Below are 16,071 nucleotides of genomic sequence, written 5' to 3'. Positions count from 1 at the left end.
CGTTGATGACTCAAAATGAAACAACATCATAATAATGAGCCGATTTACCGCGCGTTGGTCGAAGCGGCTCCGATCGCAATGGTCATGGTGGATAACCGGGGCCACATCGTTCTTGTCAACAACCAGGCCGAGCGCATGTTCGGCGCCGTCCGCACCGATCTGGCCGGGCAGCCGGTCGAAGTGCTGCTGCCGGAACGCTTTCGGGCCGGCCACCCCGCTTCGCGCCACGATTTTTTCGCCCATCCCAAGGCGCGCGCGATGGGCGCCGGCCGGGACCTATACGCCAGGCGGCGCGACGGCAGCGAGTTTCCGGTCGAAATCGGCCTCAATCCGATCGAAACCGCCGAAGGGCCGATGGTGCTCGCCGCGATCGTCGATATCAGCGAACGCAAACGTCTTGAAAACCGTTTTCAGCAGGTGGTCGAATCCGTGCCCAACGGCATCGTGATGGTCAATCGCAGCGGTTTGATCGAGCTGGTCAACCCCCAGGCCGAGCGCATGTTCGGCGCTGTCCGCACCGATCTGGTCGGGCAGCCGGTCGAAATGCTGCTGCCGGAACGCTTTCGGGCTGAGCATCCCGCTTCGCGCCACGAGTTTTTCGCCCATCCCAAGGCGCGCGCGATGGGCGCCGGCCGGGACCTGTACGCTAGGCGGCGCGACGGCAGCGAATTTCCGGTCGAAATCGGCCTCAATCCGATCGAAACCGCCGAAGGACCGATGGTGCTCGCCGCCATCGTCGATATCAGCGAACGCAAACGCCTTGAAAACCGTTTTCAACAGGTGGTCGAATCCGTGCCCAACGGCATCGTGATGGTCAATCGCAACGGTTTGATCGAACTGGTCAACGCGCAAGCCGAGCGCATGTTCGGCATCTTGCGCGCCGAGCTGATCGGACAGCCGGTCGAAGTGCTGCTGCCGGAACGCTTTCGGGCCGACCATCCCGTTTCGCGCCACGATTTTTTCGCCCACCCCAAGGCTCGTGCGATGGGGGCGGGCCGGGATCTGTATGCCAGGCGGCGCGACGGCAGCGAATTTCCGGTCGAAATCGGCCTCAATCCGATCGAAACCGCCGAAGGGCCGATGGTGCTGGCCGCTATCGTCGATATCACCGAACGTAAACACGCCGAACAGGCACTTCGCGAAAGCGAGGAAAGCTTTCGCCTTCTGGTCGATGGCGTCAAGGAATATGCGATTTACATGCTCGATGTGGATGGCCATGTCATGAGCTGGAACGTCGGCGCCCAAAACATCAAGGGTTACAGTGCCGATGAAGTCCTGGGCCGTTCACCGGACATCTTCTATACCGAAGACGAAGTACGGTCGGGCTTGCCCGGGAAACATCTGCGTCTGGCTCGTGACCAGGGCTATTTTGAAGGTGACGTCCTTCAGGTACGCAAGGACGGTTCGACTTTCTGGGCCAACATCCTGCTGACCGCGTTGTACGATGAAACGGGGCTACATCAAGGGTATTCCAAGGTGACCCGCGACATCACCGAACACAAACGAACCCAGGAAACGATCAGCCGCGCGCTCGATGAAAAAACCACGTTGCTGAACGAAGTGCATCATCGGGTCAAGAACAATCTGCAAGTCATTTCCAGCCTGTTCAATTTGCAGGCTTTGCATACCTCGGACCCCGACGTGAAACAGGTCCTCGCCGAAAGCCAGGGGCGGGTACGGGCCATGGCGCTCATTCATCAGCTTCTCTACGAATGCAACGATTTTACCCGCATTCATCTCGACGACTATCTGGAGCGGCTCGGGCAATTGCTGATCACGTTGAACGCGCCGGCATCCAGCCGCGCCTCGGTACGAACCGAATCGGAAGGCTTCCCGGTCTACCTGGATCTGCACCGCGCCATACCGTGCGGCCTGCTGGTCACCGAATTGATCACCAATGCCTTTAAGCATGCGTTTCCCGACGGACGCAGCGGCGAAGTCCGCATTACGCTGAGTTGGGACGGCCAAGGCGACGCGTGTTTGTCGATCCGCGACAACGGCGTCGGCTTGCCCGAAGGCTTCTGTTTCGAACAGACTCGATCCTTGGGACTCAAACTCGTGCAGCGGCTGGCGGGACAAATCGAAGGCCAGCTGGAAAGAGGGCGGAGCAAAGACACGTGTTTTATGCTGTATTTCACGCCGATGATGGAGGATAACAAAACATGAAGCCGACCCGGATTTTATTGGTAGAGGACGAAAGCGTCATCGCCTTCGATCTCGAAATGCAATTGACCCACCTGAATTATGAAGTGGTGGCGATCGTCGCGAGCGGCGAACTGGCGATTGAGCGGGCCGGCGAACTGAATCCGGACATCGTGCTGATGGATATCAATCTGGCGGGCGACATGGACGGTATCGAAGCGGCGCGCAAAGTACGCGAACACTTCAAGATCCCGGTGGTGTTTTTAACCGCTTATGCCGAGGACGACATCCTGCAACGGGCGGAGGCGAGCCGGCCTTACGGCTATCTGGTCAAGCCCTGCGAGGGCCGGGAATTGCACGCCACTTTACAAATGGCCTTGGTGCGCCGAATGGCCGAGGCCCAGGTCGAAGCCAGCGAAGAGCGTCTTCGCCTGGCGCTGGATGCCGCGGGCCTGGGTATTTGGGAGTTTGATGTCGGCAGCCGGCGCGTCATTACCGGAGGCCATTTTTATTGCGTGATGGAAACGCCCGAGCAAATCGGGGAACCACCGTTGGAAACGTTACTGAAAGGGGTACAGGCAAGCGACCGGCCGGATGTCGAAGCCGCCCTAACCGAGGCGCTGAGCCAGGAAAAGCAATTGCACCGGTTTTTTCGGCATGATCACGACGACGGCCGCATCGCCTGGGTCGAGATGCACGCGAAATCCTATCCGGGCACGCGCGGCAAGATCACCCGCATCATCGGCGTCGTTCGCGACATTACCGAACAGCACGACTCCGAGGATCGGCTGAGAGCCGCCGCGGCCGTGTTCGACACCACGACCGAGGGTATTTTCATCGCCGACGACAGCCTTCGGATCATTACGGTGAATCCGGCTTTTCTACTGATTACCGGCTTCGAAAAACAAGAAGCCATCGGTGCCGATGTCAACCAACTATTGCTCGAAGCGCCGTTGCTCCCGGATTTTTTCGGTCGCATCGGCTCGATTCCCGGCGGGTACTGGCAGGGCGAACTGCGCTGTCGACATTCCGATGGGCATGGCTTTCCGGCCTGGGCCAGCATCAGCGTGGTGCGCGACATGACCGGCGCGGTTCAGCGCTATGTCGGCGCGCTGTCCGATATGTCCTTATTGCGCCATGCCGAAAACAACCTGACGCAGTTGGCCTTTTACGACTCGTTGACGAAACTGCCGTCCCGCCAGCTTTTCAACGACCGCCTGGAACGGGCGCTGGCCGGAACCGACAGCGAACCGATAGCGGGGGGATTGCTGCTTATCGATCTGGATCGTTTCAAAGAACTCAATGCGCGCCTGGGCCGGGTATGCTGCGATGCGCTTTTGCAAGACATCGCCAAGCGTATCGGGAGCGTACTGCAAAAAGCCGATACCGTTGCCCGCTTCGATGGCGACGAGTTTTTCGTGCTGTTGCCGCGTATTCGTCACAGCGACGATGCCGAGCGGACCGCGGCGAACCTGCTCGCTGCGATCGCAAGCCCGCCGCTGGCAGCGGCCCCGGAAACCGCCGTTTCGGCAAGCATCGGCATCGCCATGTACCCCAAAGATGGCGACGATCCTCAATCGCTGATGCAAGCGGCCGATCGAGCGCTATGCCGGGCCAAGGAGCAAGGCCGTAACCGTTACTGTTTATATGCGGCGTAAGGAATATGGAAAATTTGCGGCGCCGCCCCTCCCCCTCGCTTTTGAAACGGTACGCCTCATCGAGCGGCCTGAAATTCTGCATTTTTCGAAAGGCAACCCTTTCACTTTTTTCAAGGTAACGGAAAAAATAAGTCCAGTAACCTGTAGGGCGTTTTCGCGGCAGCAAAACGCCAGCATGCCTCAAAGCTATGGCGGATTGCCTAGCGGCGAATCCGCCCTACGGCCCTACGTGGGCTTTTGGAAACCCTTTCACTTTTTTCAACGTAACGAAAAGAATAAGTCCAGTAACCTGTAGGGCGTTTTCGCGGCAGCAAAACGCCAGCATGCCTCAAAGTTATGGCGGATTGCCTAGCGGCGAATCCGCCCTACGGCCCTGATAAACCCGAGTTTGAGCCAATAGCCGGAGGCTTGGCGCAACGTGACGGATTGGGGGCGGCCTCTCGGGCAAATCAGACGAATTCATCAGTCACTTTTCCGGCAGTGAAATGGATAAAAAACAGCACGGGATTATAACCAAACTCCACTGTCAGGAAGCGCAGTTCGCACCGTTTTTTTTATCAAAACTTTCAGGCAGCCTTAGCCTTATAAACGGAAGAGAGCGAGGCTCGGATCATTTCGTGTCTAATGAGAGCAGTCTGGCGTATACGGCCAGATCGTCCGCCGAGAAACAGCAGAAAATGACTTCTTCTATCGAAATCGGGCGGACCACCATAGCGGAGACGGTCCGATAAGCGACTTCAGCCGCCAGTTCGACCGGATAGCCGTAAATACCGGTAGCGATGCACGGAAACGCCAGAGTCCGGATACCATGCTCGGCCGCAATTTCCAGCGAGCGCCGGTAGCACGATGCCAGCCGCTCAGGTTCGTTTCGTACCCCGCCGCGCCAGACGGGACCGACCGTATGGATCACATATCGGGCCGGCAACCGATAACCCCCGGTCAGCTTGGCATCGCCGATCTCGCAGCCGCCCAGCGTCCGGCATTCCCGCAGCAATTCGGGCCCGGCCGCGCGATGGATCGCGCCGTCCACGCCGCCTCCGCCCAGGAGGCTGCCATTAGCGGCATTGACGATCGCATCGACCGCCAAAGCGGTGATATCGGCCTGTATCGCAGTCAGTTTTACGGCCATGTCTCAGCTCCTAAGATAAAAAGTTCCGCCCGACGCGCGCTCCCGCCAAGGGCGAGAAAGCCGGCTACCAGCCGCCGCCCAGGTCGTAGATCGCATCCATCACAATGCCGGTGCCGATCGCAATCAACAGAATATCCGAAGCCACGCGCACGAACCGGTAACCCGGCGGCGGATAGCCCAACCCCAAGACGACGGGCTGCGGCACGTCGTAAAAAATCACATTGCGCGGCAAGGGACGGCCGATCGCCCACCTTCTTGCCAAGCCGGGCGGCACGCAGCCGTTGCCTTTCTTCACTAATCCCGGCGGGCAGCGGCCGCCGCGGTATTGATCGTAATAATAATTGTGCACGATGGTGCGGTGATTATCGACGAAATACCGGCCGCCGCTGTAACGGGGACGATCCGCGTTCTTATAGCGCGGCCCGTCATTCCGGTCCGCCTGTCTCCCGCGCCGGTAATCCCGGCCGCCATCCCCGCCGTGGAATTCCTTTCCCGAATAACCGCCCTGGCCTTGCCAGCGTTCGGCTTGGCGACTCTGTCCTCCGCGGGGGCCGCCGGCCCAGCCCGGCTTGTCCGCAAACGTCGGGCCTGCCGTAAACAGCGACGCGACAGCCGCCAAAATAAGGCATTTAGCCCGAAAACCCGATCGAATCATGACTTGTCTCCTCACAATGAATTTGCAACACTGAACCGGCAAGCCGTCCGCAAAGCCCTGGACTCCTCTGCATCGACGGCCTTTTCTCTGGGTATCAGCATACACATCGCCGATGAACATCGGCTTAATGAAGACTTGCGTTTATTTTCGGTCGCCAGGCGGCGCGTTCAATCGTCCTCGTCGGGGATTTGCGCGCGAAACTCCTGCGACAGCAGCATTTGGCTGCCGACCGACACGATGTCTTCGCCCGCCTTCAACGCGTCCCGAACGAAATAGCCCTCGGACGAAGGCCGATAATTTCCGATCAAGCGCCGGCTAAAGGCTTCCGGACCGGTTCTCACATACACGAACGGCTGATCCATCGACCAGACCAGCGCCGATCCGGGAATGGTAACGCCGTCTTCCTGCGCGTTGCCATCCGGCAGCCACACGCTGACCGTCATGCCGGGCCTGACCCTGCTGCCGGAGGTCCGGAAAAAATAACTGGTTCCCTGCACGGCCTGATCGATCTGGGGCGCAGGCGAGATATAGACGGCCGCCTCGGCATTGGCGCGATTGCCTTCGGGATCGGCGAACGCCGCCGCATTCGGCAGCGGCAACGCCTTGCCGGCCGGCAGGGTGACCAGCAGCAGAGTCTCCTTGCCGTTCACGAAATCGCTCAACCGGTCCTTGCCGGACTGAAATACCCAATCGGCCAGTTCCGAGCCCCACGTCACCCGCGCCTCTTCGAGCACCGCATCGCTCTGGGCGCGCCGGGCCTCGAACTGCGCCTTGTCGGTCTGCCAGAACGACTGCCGCTCCTGCATGACCCGCTTGGCCGCGACCCCATGCCGGTATAATTCTTCGGTGCGGCGAATGCTCTGGCCGGACTGGGCGAGCCGCGCGCCGGCGCTTTTCTGCTCGGACAGCGCGACCCGGTATTGGCTCCTCAGCGCCAAGAGCGGCTGGACATTGACCGCTCTGCCGTAGGCGGTGAATTCCGGCCGATATGGACTCGGCCGGACTTTCACGATCTCCAGGCCGGCCAGTTGTTGTTTCCGCCGGTCGAGACTGACGACCGGCCTGCCTCCCGAATCTTCCGCCAGGGCCGGTTCCGCACCGCCTTCCTCCCCGGCATCGGCAGCGGCCGTCAGCGGCCCGCCAAGCGCAAACAACGCGGCCATGAGAAGTAACGAACGGAAACGCATCGCGAACATCGAGTAAAATTTAGGAACAAGACGAAAAATCGATAGCATAGCCGGTATGTCACCGTCCGTAAACCTGCCTAAGCCTCCGGCAAACCGCTCGACGCTTGAACGGGCGCCGCGAATTCGGGTTACAATGCCCGGCAGATTTTACTTTACCGAAAATGGAGCGTTTCCCGTGTTTTATAACCCCGAACTCGTCGACGAACTGAATGTGCTGGTCCGTTATAACCTGACCACCACGCAGGAAGGCATCAAGGTACATAAAAATGCCGATCCCCAAGTGATCGAAGCGACCCGGCGCCTGTTTCGCAAAGGCCTGGTCACGCACGAAGACGGCGGCTACCTGACCGCGCTCGGCCGCGAGACCGCCGAGCAGGTCCAGACCGTACTGGACATCCTGACCGCGGAGTGAAAAAAGCCCGGAGCCATTCCTTCCCACAGCGCCAGGAGAACACCGCCGATGACCAACCGCACATCCCCCACGCCGCCCAATCGAACCTCGACCGTTCCGGTCGATCCGGCGATCGAAAACTATCTGCGCGGCTTGCTCGGCCGCACCGATACCCCTATATTGCAGGATATGGAGTCCTTGGCCGTACAGAGAAGTTTTCCGATCGTCGGGCGCCTGGTCGGGGTGTTTCTGGAATCGCTGGCCCGATCGATCGGCGCTGAGAGCGTGTTCGAGTTCGGCAGCGGCTACGGTTATTCGGCCTACTGGTTTGCCCGCGCAGTGGGCTCCGAAGGCCGGATCGTCTGCACCGACGGCGATCCGCTGAACCGGTTCCAGGCCGAGCATTTTCTGAAAGTGGCCGGTTTATGGGAAAGGATCGATTTCCATACCGGATTCGCGCAGGATATTTTCACCCGCACCCACGAACCGTTCGATATTTGCTATAACGATGTCGATAAAGGCGATTATCCGGAAGTCTGGCGCCTCGCCAAAGACCGGATCCGCTCCGGCGGACTCTATATCGCCGACAACGTGCTCTGGCACGGGCGTGTCGCAATGGACGAATATACCGACGTCGTGCCCGGCTGGACCGAAGCGATACTCGAACACAACGCGCTGATTTTCGGCGATCCCGACTTCGACGCGTACATCAACCCGATCCGGGACGGCGTGCTCGTCGCGCGCAAAAAAACCGGCTGACTTCGCCATGACCAAACCCGTCACCCCGCTGCTTGCCGCCGACACGATCATCGAACTGATCGACCTGCCCGAACGGCCTTTCATCCTGATCGAGCGCGCGTTTCCGCCCTACGGCTGGGCGATACCGGGCGGCTTTGTGGATGTGGGCGAAACGGTCGAACGGGCGGCGATCCGCGAAGCGAAAGAAGAGGTCGGGCTCGACGTGCGCCTGACCGCGCTGCTCGGCATTTATTCGGACCCGAAGCGCGATGCCCGCGGCCATACGGCGACCGCCTGCTATGTGGCCGAGGCGCACGGCATGCCCGTCGCCGCCGACGATGCGAAGAACTGCGGCATTTTCACATTTGCGACACTGCCCGAATTGCTGGCGTTCGATCACGCCCAGGTGCTGGCCGACTATCGGAATTTTTTGGCGACGGGCCAAGTCACACCATTACGTTTTTAGCTAGACACGGGTAGGAGCATCCGTTTAACACCTACCTGCATAATCAATGGGCGCAAGAACGCCGCAGACGATGGAATTCGGCCATTTGTCCGCTTATGGCTACAGGGGGAAAACCAGCATGACAACACAATACATCTTTTCTTTCCAACAAGGCGACGGCAAAAACAAGGCGCTGCTCGGCGGCAAAGGCGCGAACCTGTGCGAGATGACTCAGATCGGCCTGAACGTGCCGCCCGGCTTCGTGATCTCGACCGAAGCCTGCCTGGATTATCTTCAGCATCACCGATTACCCGATGGCCTGATGAACGACGTCAGGCACCACATGCAGGAAATCGAACGGACGACCGGCAAGACTTTCGGCGGCAAAAGCCAGCCGCTGCTGGTGTCGGTGCGCTCAGGCTCGGCGATTTCGATGCCGGGCATGATGGACACGATCCTGAATCTCGGACTGAACCGGGAAACCTTGCAGGACCTGATCGAAGCGACCGGCGATCCCCGCTTCGGCTTCGACGCCTACCGCCGCTTCATTCAACTGTTCGGCAAGGTCGCGCTCGGCATTCCGGACGAAAAATTCGACGCGCATTTCGAAGAGGTCAAAAGACAGGCGGGCATCAAGGCCGATGTCGCGCTCGACGCGGATCATCTAAAGGAGATCAGCGAGTTGTTCCTGCAGGTAGTCAGGGAAGAAACCGGCCGTCCTTTTCCCGAAGACGTGTACGAACAGTTGGAGCTGGCGATCAAGGCGGTGTTCGATTCCTGGATGGGCCGGCGCGCGGTGGACTACCGGCGCGAGTTTCGCGTAACCGAAAAGATGGCCAACGGCACTGCGGCGAACATCGTCACGATGGTGTTCGGCAACATGGGCAACGACTGCGCGACCGGGGTCGGTTTTACCCGGAATCCCGGCACCGGCGCGAACGAAATGTACGGCGAATATCTGGTCAATGCCCAGGGCGAAGACGTGGTCGCGGGCATCCGGACGCCGAAACCGGTGCATGAGCTGGCCAAAGAAATGCCCGACCTGTACCGCCAGTTGTCCGAGCTGCGCAACAAGCTCGAACAGCATTACCGCGAAGCGCAGGATTTCGAATACACGATCGAACGCGGCGTGCTGTACTGCCTGCAGACGCGCAACGCGAAAATGAACGCGGCCGCGATGGTCCGAACCTCGGTCGAGATGGTCAAGGAGGGTCTGATCAGCAAGGAACGGGCGCTGCTCAGGATCAATCCGGAACTGCTCGAACAACTGCTGCATCCCCAGCTCGACCCGCACAACAAGATTCCGCCGCTCGCTCAGGGCCTGCCGGCCTCCCCCGGCGCGGCCTGCGGCAAATGCGTTTTCGACGCGGATACCGCAGCGATGATGGGCAAGGCCGGCGAAGCGGTGATCCTGCTCCGCGAGGAAACCAAGCCGGAAGACATCCACGGCTTTTTCGCCGCGCAGGGCATCCTGACCAGCCGCGGCGGCAAGACATCGCACGCGGCGGTCGTGGCGCGCGGGATGGGCAAGGCCTGCGTCGCGGGCGCCGAGGACATCCGGGTCGACGTCAGATCGCGGCGCGCGCAGGTCGGCGAGGTGTTGATCCACGAAGGCGACATCATTACGATCGATGGTGGCACCGGGCTGATCTATCTGGGCGAAATTCCGACCGTGGCGCCGACCGTTTCGGAAGAATTGCAGACGCTGCTGGGATGGGCCGACGAATACGCGGAGCTGAAGGTGCATGCGAATGCGGATACGCCGGAAGGCGCGAAGAAGGCGCTCGCCTACGGGGCGGCCGGCATCGGCCTGTGCCGCACCGAGCGGATGTTCAACGCAAAAGAGCGTCTGCCGCTGGTAATCGACATGATCCTGGCCGAAGACCCGGAAAGCCGTGCCGCGGCGCTCGAAAAACTGTTCCCGATCCAGCGCGAAGACTTCGTGAAATTGTTTACCGCGATGGCGCCTTTTCCTGTAACCGTCCGCCTGCTCGATCCGCCGATGCACGAATTTCTGCCCAGCGAACATCAGTTGGAAGATGAAATCCAGGCCCTGAAAAAATACGAAACGATGATCAAGGGCCAGCGCGTAACGCTGGAAACGCTGTCCGGACACCTGACGACGCTGCCCGCCCCGTTCGATCTGTTGAACGAAGAGGTGATCAGCAAGGCGATCGCGAAAAAAGAACTGATGCTGAAAAAAGTCCGCGATCTGTACGAAGTGAATCCGATGCTGGGACACCGCGGCGTCCGCCTGGGCATGTCGTACCCGGAAATTTACAAGATGCAGATCCGCTCGGTGCTGGAAGCCGCCGCGCTCTGCGCGCAGCAGGGCCTGAAGATCGCGCCGGAAATCATGGTCCCGCAGGTGATCACCGCCGAGGAACTCAAGCGGGTCAAGGAATATGTCGCCGAAGTCCGCCAGGAAACCGAAACCCGCTACGGCCTGACGCTGGACTTCAAGTTCGGCACGATGATCGAGACGGTCCGCGCCTGTACCCGCGCCGGCCAACTGGCCGAACTGGCCGAGTTTTTTTCGTTCGGCACCAACGACCTGACGCAGGCGACTTTCTCGTTCTCGCGCGAAGACGCGGAAAACAAGTTTCTGCCGCTGTACAATGAAGTCGGCCTGCTCGAAGACAATCCGTTCGAAGTGCTCGACGTCAAGGGCGTCGGGCAACTGATGAAGATGACCGCAGAATTCGGCCGCCACACCCGCCCCGGCCTGAAGATCGGCATCTGCGGCGAACAGGGCGGCCATCCGCAATCGATCCGCTTCTGCCACCATATCAAGCTGGATTATGTGTCGTGCTCGGCGCCGCGCATTCCGATCGCGCGTCTGGCCGCGGCACACGCGAAACTCCTGGAACATGAGTTTTTCAATCACTCATAAACTCGATGCAGCCGGGCGGAAGCCGGGACTTTACTGTGCAAAAATCTGAGCTTGACCTTACAAGTCATCGAAAAGAACTCGATGGCATCTTACATTGACCGCCTCGCTTCGACCCTTTTCTACCCATATGCAATAATTTGCAAGGACAAGAAAGGACAAATAAGCTGTCATTTGAAAATATAAGTGCGATTATCTTGTGTAATCGCACATTTTGAGGTCAACATGCCTCCGAGTACGCTATCGCCAATGACTCGAACGCCGTTGATAACGCCGTTGATACAGCGCGCCGGAAAAAATCATTACCGAGCCTAGAGTATTTTCGTTTTGGGTGTACGATCATAATCAATGCCGCAAAGTGAGGGGAAACACGTCATTCCGGCAAGGATTGCCGGAATCCAGAAGCCACTGATGGCAAGCTTTAATGCATCCCTGCAGTCTGGATCTCGGCAATCCCTGCCGAGATGACGGTTTGACTTAATCTCCCTATAGGCGATATGAAAATGCTCTAGCCAAGCCAAGCAGCTCGATTGCCTAACGTACATCAAAATATAGAGAACCTAACCCCATGGCCCATGCCCGTATCACCTGCGTCGTATTACGAAATTACAAAAGTATTGGTTATTGCAACGTAAAATTGGACCAACTAACCTATTTAGTAGGGGCAAATGGTTCCGGTAAAAGCAATTTCCTCGATGCCTTGCACTTGGTACGAGATGCCTTGACAAGTTCGTTGGACAACGCATTAAACGAACGCGGGGGCCTGTCGGAAGTACGCAGATATTCCAGCGGCCATCCAAACCATTTCGGCATCCGTCTGGAATTCTCACTCGCTAATGGGCAAAAAGGACATTACGCATTCAATGTGGGAGCGCTCTCCGGCCAAGGTTACGAAGTGCAAACCGAGGAATGCGTATTGGTGGGTATTGGTAAAGGCCCATTTTTCCAGATCGATAAAGGCAAACTGCGCAACAGTAGCGAATCGACGTTCCCCTACGTGACCTCCGACCGCTTAGCCTTGGTAGCCGCTTCCGGCTTGACCGAATTTCGTCCGGTTTTCGACCTGTTCTCAACAATGGGATTTCACAATTTGAATCCCAAATTAATGCGCGAACTGCAGAAACCGCAAGAGGGTAAGTTGCTAAAGCCGGTTGGCGAAAACATCGCTAGTATCATTGGGCACTTAGAAAGAGTATCTCCGGAACGTATAGCCATCATCCAGGAATATTTGCAGACTGTCGTACCTATGGTTCATGGTGTGAAACGTAAGTCCATTGGCCCGATGGAAACCCTTGAATTTCGTCAGGACATGGCCGGCGCCAAGCATCCCTGGCGTTTTCTGGCGCAAAACATGTCCGACGGCACCTTAAGGGCATTGGGAGTATTGGCTGCACTGTTTCAAGGTAACCGGGATTACGCCCCCACTTTGATTGGCATCGAAGAGCCGGAGACGGCGTTACATCCGGCGGCAAGTTCAGCTTTGCGCGAAGCGTTGAATCGGGCTTCGCAAGAAACTCAAATCATCGTCACCAGCCACAGTCCGGATCTGCTCGACGATCGGCAATTGAACGCCGATTCTTTATTGTCGGTGGTTTCCGAAAAAGGCGAAACCCGGATCGGCCCCATCGACGAAGCGTCTCGGCAAGCGATGCGAGACTCACTGTTCTCCGCAGGCGAATTGCTGCGCATAAATCAGCTGGCCCCCGACCGCAAACAGCTGGAAGCGCAAGAACTAAAACAAATCGATTTATTTGGAGACAGCCAGCCGTGATCAATGTGACTGCGATTGTGGAGGGCGATGGTGAAGTCATCGCTTTACCTGTCCTATTACGGCGACTCAACGAGTGGTTAACCCCGGAAGTCTATGTCGATGTAGGCTATCCGATTCGTGTCCGCCGAGACCGTTTCCTAAACAAGGATGACGAATTTCGCCGCCATCTCACTCTTGCCGCCAACAAATGCGGCGACGAAGGCTGGATATTAATCCTATTCGATGCGGACGATGACTGCCCCGCCGAACTGGGTCAAGAGATTTTGTGTCGCGCCCAAATTATCGCCCCTCACCGTAAAATTTCCGTTGTGTTGGCAAACAGAGAATACGAAGCCTGGTTTATCGCAGCCGCCGAATCGCTGCAGGGAAATCGAGGCTTCAATTATGACCCGGCAAAGGCCATCGATCCCGAACGACCGCGCGATGCCAAGGGCTGGATCGAGGCTTGCATGGCCAACCGCTCGTATGGCGAAACGACCGATCAACCGGCATTTTCCGCGCAAATAGACTTGCAGCTAGCGTTTGACCGTAGTCGCTCGTTTAGAAAGCTTTGTAGCGAATGGAACAAACGGCCACAGGCTCCTAACCCGTAAGATGTGCCAAGTGTAGGATGTGCCGAGGCACGAGGCCCATCGATCGAGAAATTATTCTCACGCGAACGATGCGCTTCACTTCGTTCAGCACATCCTACGGCCCTCGATGCGGCAGGGCGGTAAGCAAGGACTTTAATGCGAATTAAGCGCTGCATCGGCGTTGCCTCATCAACTATTTGTAGAGAAAATCCCCTGCCCCCTTTTTCAAAGGGGGATGTCGCCAGCATACTTGCTCTCTTTTCAAAAAGGGGACGTCGTTTTGGCCATTGTTGAAGCGACTCTTGCTCTCGCCCCTTCGACAATGCCACTTTCCTCTCCCCTTTTGAAAAAGGGGCAGGGGGATTTTATTAGACTGCTTTCACAGCGCAACAGTCTTCAGCTCTTAATCCGTATTTAAACTGAATGTCACAAAGTACATTAAAACCAGCCACTTATTCTCACCTGGAGCAGTCAGAATAAGCTTTAAAAGACAGCAACAATGACGAAACTACTTAATCTCGCTGGCCTTTGCCTTAGTTTTAGTCATTAGATTTGGCGGGGGGCCGATAGGATCGAAATTTTTTAGTAACGGTACATCGTCTTTGTTGACCCACAGCACATCCATGTTGTACGAACCTTGCGGCCCCCAGCCACCGAAAAACCTCTTGCCGTCCGGCGAGAACGACCAACACATGTCTTCGCCGGCGGTATTCACTGTGTCGCCAAGGTTCAGCGGTTCCTGCCATTCGCCCTTGGGATTCCGGTGCGAAATCCATTCGTCGTGGCCGCCGCGCGAACCCATGTCGGTGCGCGTGCTGGTAATCACCAGACTTTTGCCGTCTTTCGACAATCCGGTCCAGTGCAAATGATCCCGGTACGGCGAGTTGATCCGCATTCCCAAGCTTTGCGGTTTTTGCCAAGCGCCGTTTTTCTTTTCGACCTTCCAGATGTCGCTGTCCTGGGTGACGCCCGGTTGCTGATAGCTGAAATAAATCAGACTGTCCGATGCAATGATCGGGCAATGTTCCTCGCCGGTCGGTGTGTTGAGATGCGGCAGTTCCGGGACGTCATTCCAGCTCTTGGCTTGTTGCCAGATGCCATCGATTTTCTGCACTACGTACAAATCGCCGGTCGAAAGATTACCTGGCTGGTAGCGAGTGAAATAAATCGCGTTGCCATCGTCCGATAGGCTGGGCTCAAGTTCCCAGGCTTCGGTATTGATGTTTGGGCCCACCTTGGGATCGATGCCAGGCCCAAGATGAATCGGTGCCTGCCAAGCGCCATTGGCGCTGTGAGCCATCCAGATATCAAAGCTGTAAGGGGTGCCTTTGGACTCGATACTGCCCGGCCGAGTAGAAACAAACAAAACGGTTTTGCCATCGGCGCTGTAGGTCATTTCGAACTCCGCAGCATCGGAATTGATCGGCGCGCCGATGCTTTTGGCCAATGACGGTGCTTGGGCGCTCGCGCCGGAAGGCATGTCCATGCCCGGCATCGCATAAGACGGGCTCTGCATCAACAGCACTGCCAACCCGCCGATGGCGCAATTGAAGATAGAGAATCTTGATTTCATAGTAGATACCGAATAACAAAGGATGGGGCGAACGGAAACGAAGCCTTTCCCAGGCGTTTAAGCCTTGGGCTTTTCCGTCTCGAATAAAATGGCTTGCATCGGATAACGCGTCGGGCCAGAGCCGAACTCTTTTTTGAAGGCTTCGGCTAGCTGCTTGACAATATCCTCGGGATCGACGCCGCCTCGATCCCTGATTTCGAAAATCACCGGCGTGTATACCAAAGCCCGCGCAAACGCCGTCACATCGAGAATATCGTAGACGTGACGCTGCACGGAAATAACCACCGGATCAAACCCGATCTGAATCAACTGTTCCTTGAGCGGATCGATTTGATGGCAGGACACAGGATCGAATAAAAACTGCGGTGTATCCGACGGAAAATAGTGTTTAAAGACTTCGAAGCTCAAACTGGCAAACGGGTTATAGCGTTCCGAATCCCAGACACGGAACAAATAGCGACCGCCGGGCCTCAAGGTTCTGTAAACCTCGCGCAACCCCTTGTCGCGGTCGAAAAACATGATGCCGAATTGGCAGACCACGGCATCGAAGGATTCGTCATCGAACGGCAACGCAGTGGCGTCGGCATTCATGAACGTGACTTGTTCGCCGGGCTGAAACTTCTGCCGGGCCACGTCCATCATCGTATCGCTGATATCGATCGCGGTCAGGCGGGCTTCCTTCGCCAACAAATTGCGCATGTGGCGGGTGACGATACCGGTACCGGCAGCGATTTCCAGGACGTCCAGTGGCGCTTGTCCGGCAACGCGCCGAGCGGTATCGGCGCCGTAATGCTCGAATAGCACCGGTCCAAGATCACGATCGTACGGAATGACAACCTCATCAACGTAGCCCGGCATAATATTTTCCTTTGCCAACAATAAAGGGGGAATTTTTGAAAAAACAGGCAATAACTCTGCGT

Annotated in this window: 13 protein-coding genes; 8 read left to right on the top strand and 5 right to left on the bottom strand. The window is 57.4% G+C overall.

Annotated elements, in window-relative coordinates:
* Window positions 1–15: 15 nt before the first annotated feature.
* Window positions 16–2,166, top strand: coding sequence for a PAS domain S-box protein (locus METAL_RS19825; RefSeq protein WP_005370272.1), 2,151 nt, complete (start codon window positions 16–18; stop codon window positions 2,164–2,166).
* Complete coding sequence (locus METAL_RS05150; RefSeq protein WP_005370271.1) at window positions 2,163–3,800, top strand: diguanylate cyclase domain-containing protein; 1,638 nt, start codon at window positions 2,163–2,165, stop codon at window positions 3,798–3,800. Before METAL_RS19825 ends, METAL_RS05150 begins: the two co-directional genes overlap by 4 nt.
* Before the next feature lie 610 nt (window positions 3,801–4,410).
* Here the strand turns inward: METAL_RS05150 and METAL_RS05140 are convergent.
* The 3 genes from METAL_RS05140 to METAL_RS05130 all read right to left on the bottom strand — a co-directional run bounded on the left by METAL_RS05140 (window position 4,411) and on the right by METAL_RS05130 (window position 6,747).
* Window positions 4,411–4,929 (bottom strand): O-acetyl-ADP-ribose deacetylase, encoded by a 519-nt coding sequence (locus tag METAL_RS05140; protein ID WP_005370269.1) that lies wholly within the window; start codon window positions 4,927–4,929, stop codon window positions 4,411–4,413.
* A gap of 64 nt (window positions 4,930–4,993) precedes the next feature.
* Window positions 4,994–5,584: an RcnB family protein gene (locus METAL_RS05135; protein ID WP_005370268.1), complete on the bottom strand. Its 591-nt coding sequence runs from the start codon at window positions 5,582–5,584 to the stop codon at window positions 4,994–4,996.
* Between the two features lie 167 nt (window positions 5,585–5,751).
* A complete protein-coding gene (locus METAL_RS05130; RefSeq protein WP_213069461.1) occupies window positions 5,752–6,747 on the bottom strand; it encodes an efflux RND transporter periplasmic adaptor subunit in 996 nt (331 codons plus the stop codon).
* Between the two features lie 199 nt (window positions 6,748–6,946).
* On the opposite strand from METAL_RS05130, the gene METAL_RS05125 reads away from it, so the two are divergent.
* The 6 genes from METAL_RS05125 (at window position 6,947) to METAL_RS05100 (ending at window position 13,599) form a co-directional block, all read left to right on the top strand.
* Complete coding sequence (locus METAL_RS05125) at window positions 6,947–7,183, top strand: TIGR02647 family protein (RefSeq protein WP_005370266.1); 237 nt, start codon at window positions 6,947–6,949, stop codon at window positions 7,181–7,183.
* Between the two features lie 48 nt (window positions 7,184–7,231).
* On the top strand, window positions 7,232–7,921 hold the full coding sequence (locus METAL_RS05120; RefSeq protein ID WP_005370265.1) for an O-methyltransferase: 690 nt from the start codon (window positions 7,232–7,234) through the stop codon (window positions 7,919–7,921).
* Between the two features lie 7 nt (window positions 7,922–7,928).
* Window positions 7,929–8,366 (top strand): NUDIX domain-containing protein, encoded by a 438-nt coding sequence (locus METAL_RS05115; RefSeq protein WP_005370264.1) that lies wholly within the window; start codon window positions 7,929–7,931, stop codon window positions 8,364–8,366.
* 118 nt (window positions 8,367–8,484) lie between these two features.
* On the top strand, window positions 8,485–11,238 hold the full coding sequence (gene ppdK / locus METAL_RS05110; protein WP_040578462.1) for a pyruvate, phosphate dikinase: 2,754 nt from the start codon (window positions 8,485–8,487) through the stop codon (window positions 11,236–11,238).
* Between the two features lie 565 nt (window positions 11,239–11,803).
* Window positions 11,804–13,006 (top strand): AAA family ATPase, encoded by a 1,203-nt coding sequence (locus METAL_RS05105; protein WP_005370261.1) that lies wholly within the window; start codon window positions 11,804–11,806, stop codon window positions 13,004–13,006.
* Window positions 13,003–13,599 (top strand): DUF4276 family protein, encoded by a 597-nt coding sequence (locus METAL_RS05100; protein WP_005370260.1) that lies wholly within the window; start codon window positions 13,003–13,005, stop codon window positions 13,597–13,599. Before METAL_RS05105 ends, METAL_RS05100 begins: the two co-directional genes overlap by 4 nt.
* Before the next feature lie 487 nt (window positions 13,600–14,086).
* Here METAL_RS05100 and METAL_RS05095 read toward each other — a convergent pair whose 3' ends face one another.
* The gene (locus METAL_RS05095) at window positions 14,087–15,151 is read right to left on the bottom strand and encodes a PD40 domain-containing protein (protein ID WP_005370258.1); all 1,065 of its coding nucleotides are present in this window, start codon (window positions 15,149–15,151) and stop codon (window positions 14,087–14,089) included.
* 57 nt (window positions 15,152–15,208) lie between these two features.
* On the bottom strand, window positions 15,209–16,009 hold the full coding sequence (locus METAL_RS05090) for a class I SAM-dependent methyltransferase (protein WP_005370256.1): 801 nt from the start codon (window positions 16,007–16,009) through the stop codon (window positions 15,209–15,211).
* Window positions 16,010–16,071: the final 62 nt, after the last annotated feature.

The sequence above is a fragment of the Methylomicrobium album BG8 genome, assembly GCF_000214275.2.
Taxonomy (GTDB): Bacteria; Pseudomonadota; Gammaproteobacteria; order Methylococcales; family Methylomonadaceae; genus Methylomicrobium; species Methylomicrobium agile.
This window is presented reverse-complemented; position numbering and strand designations above follow the sequence as displayed.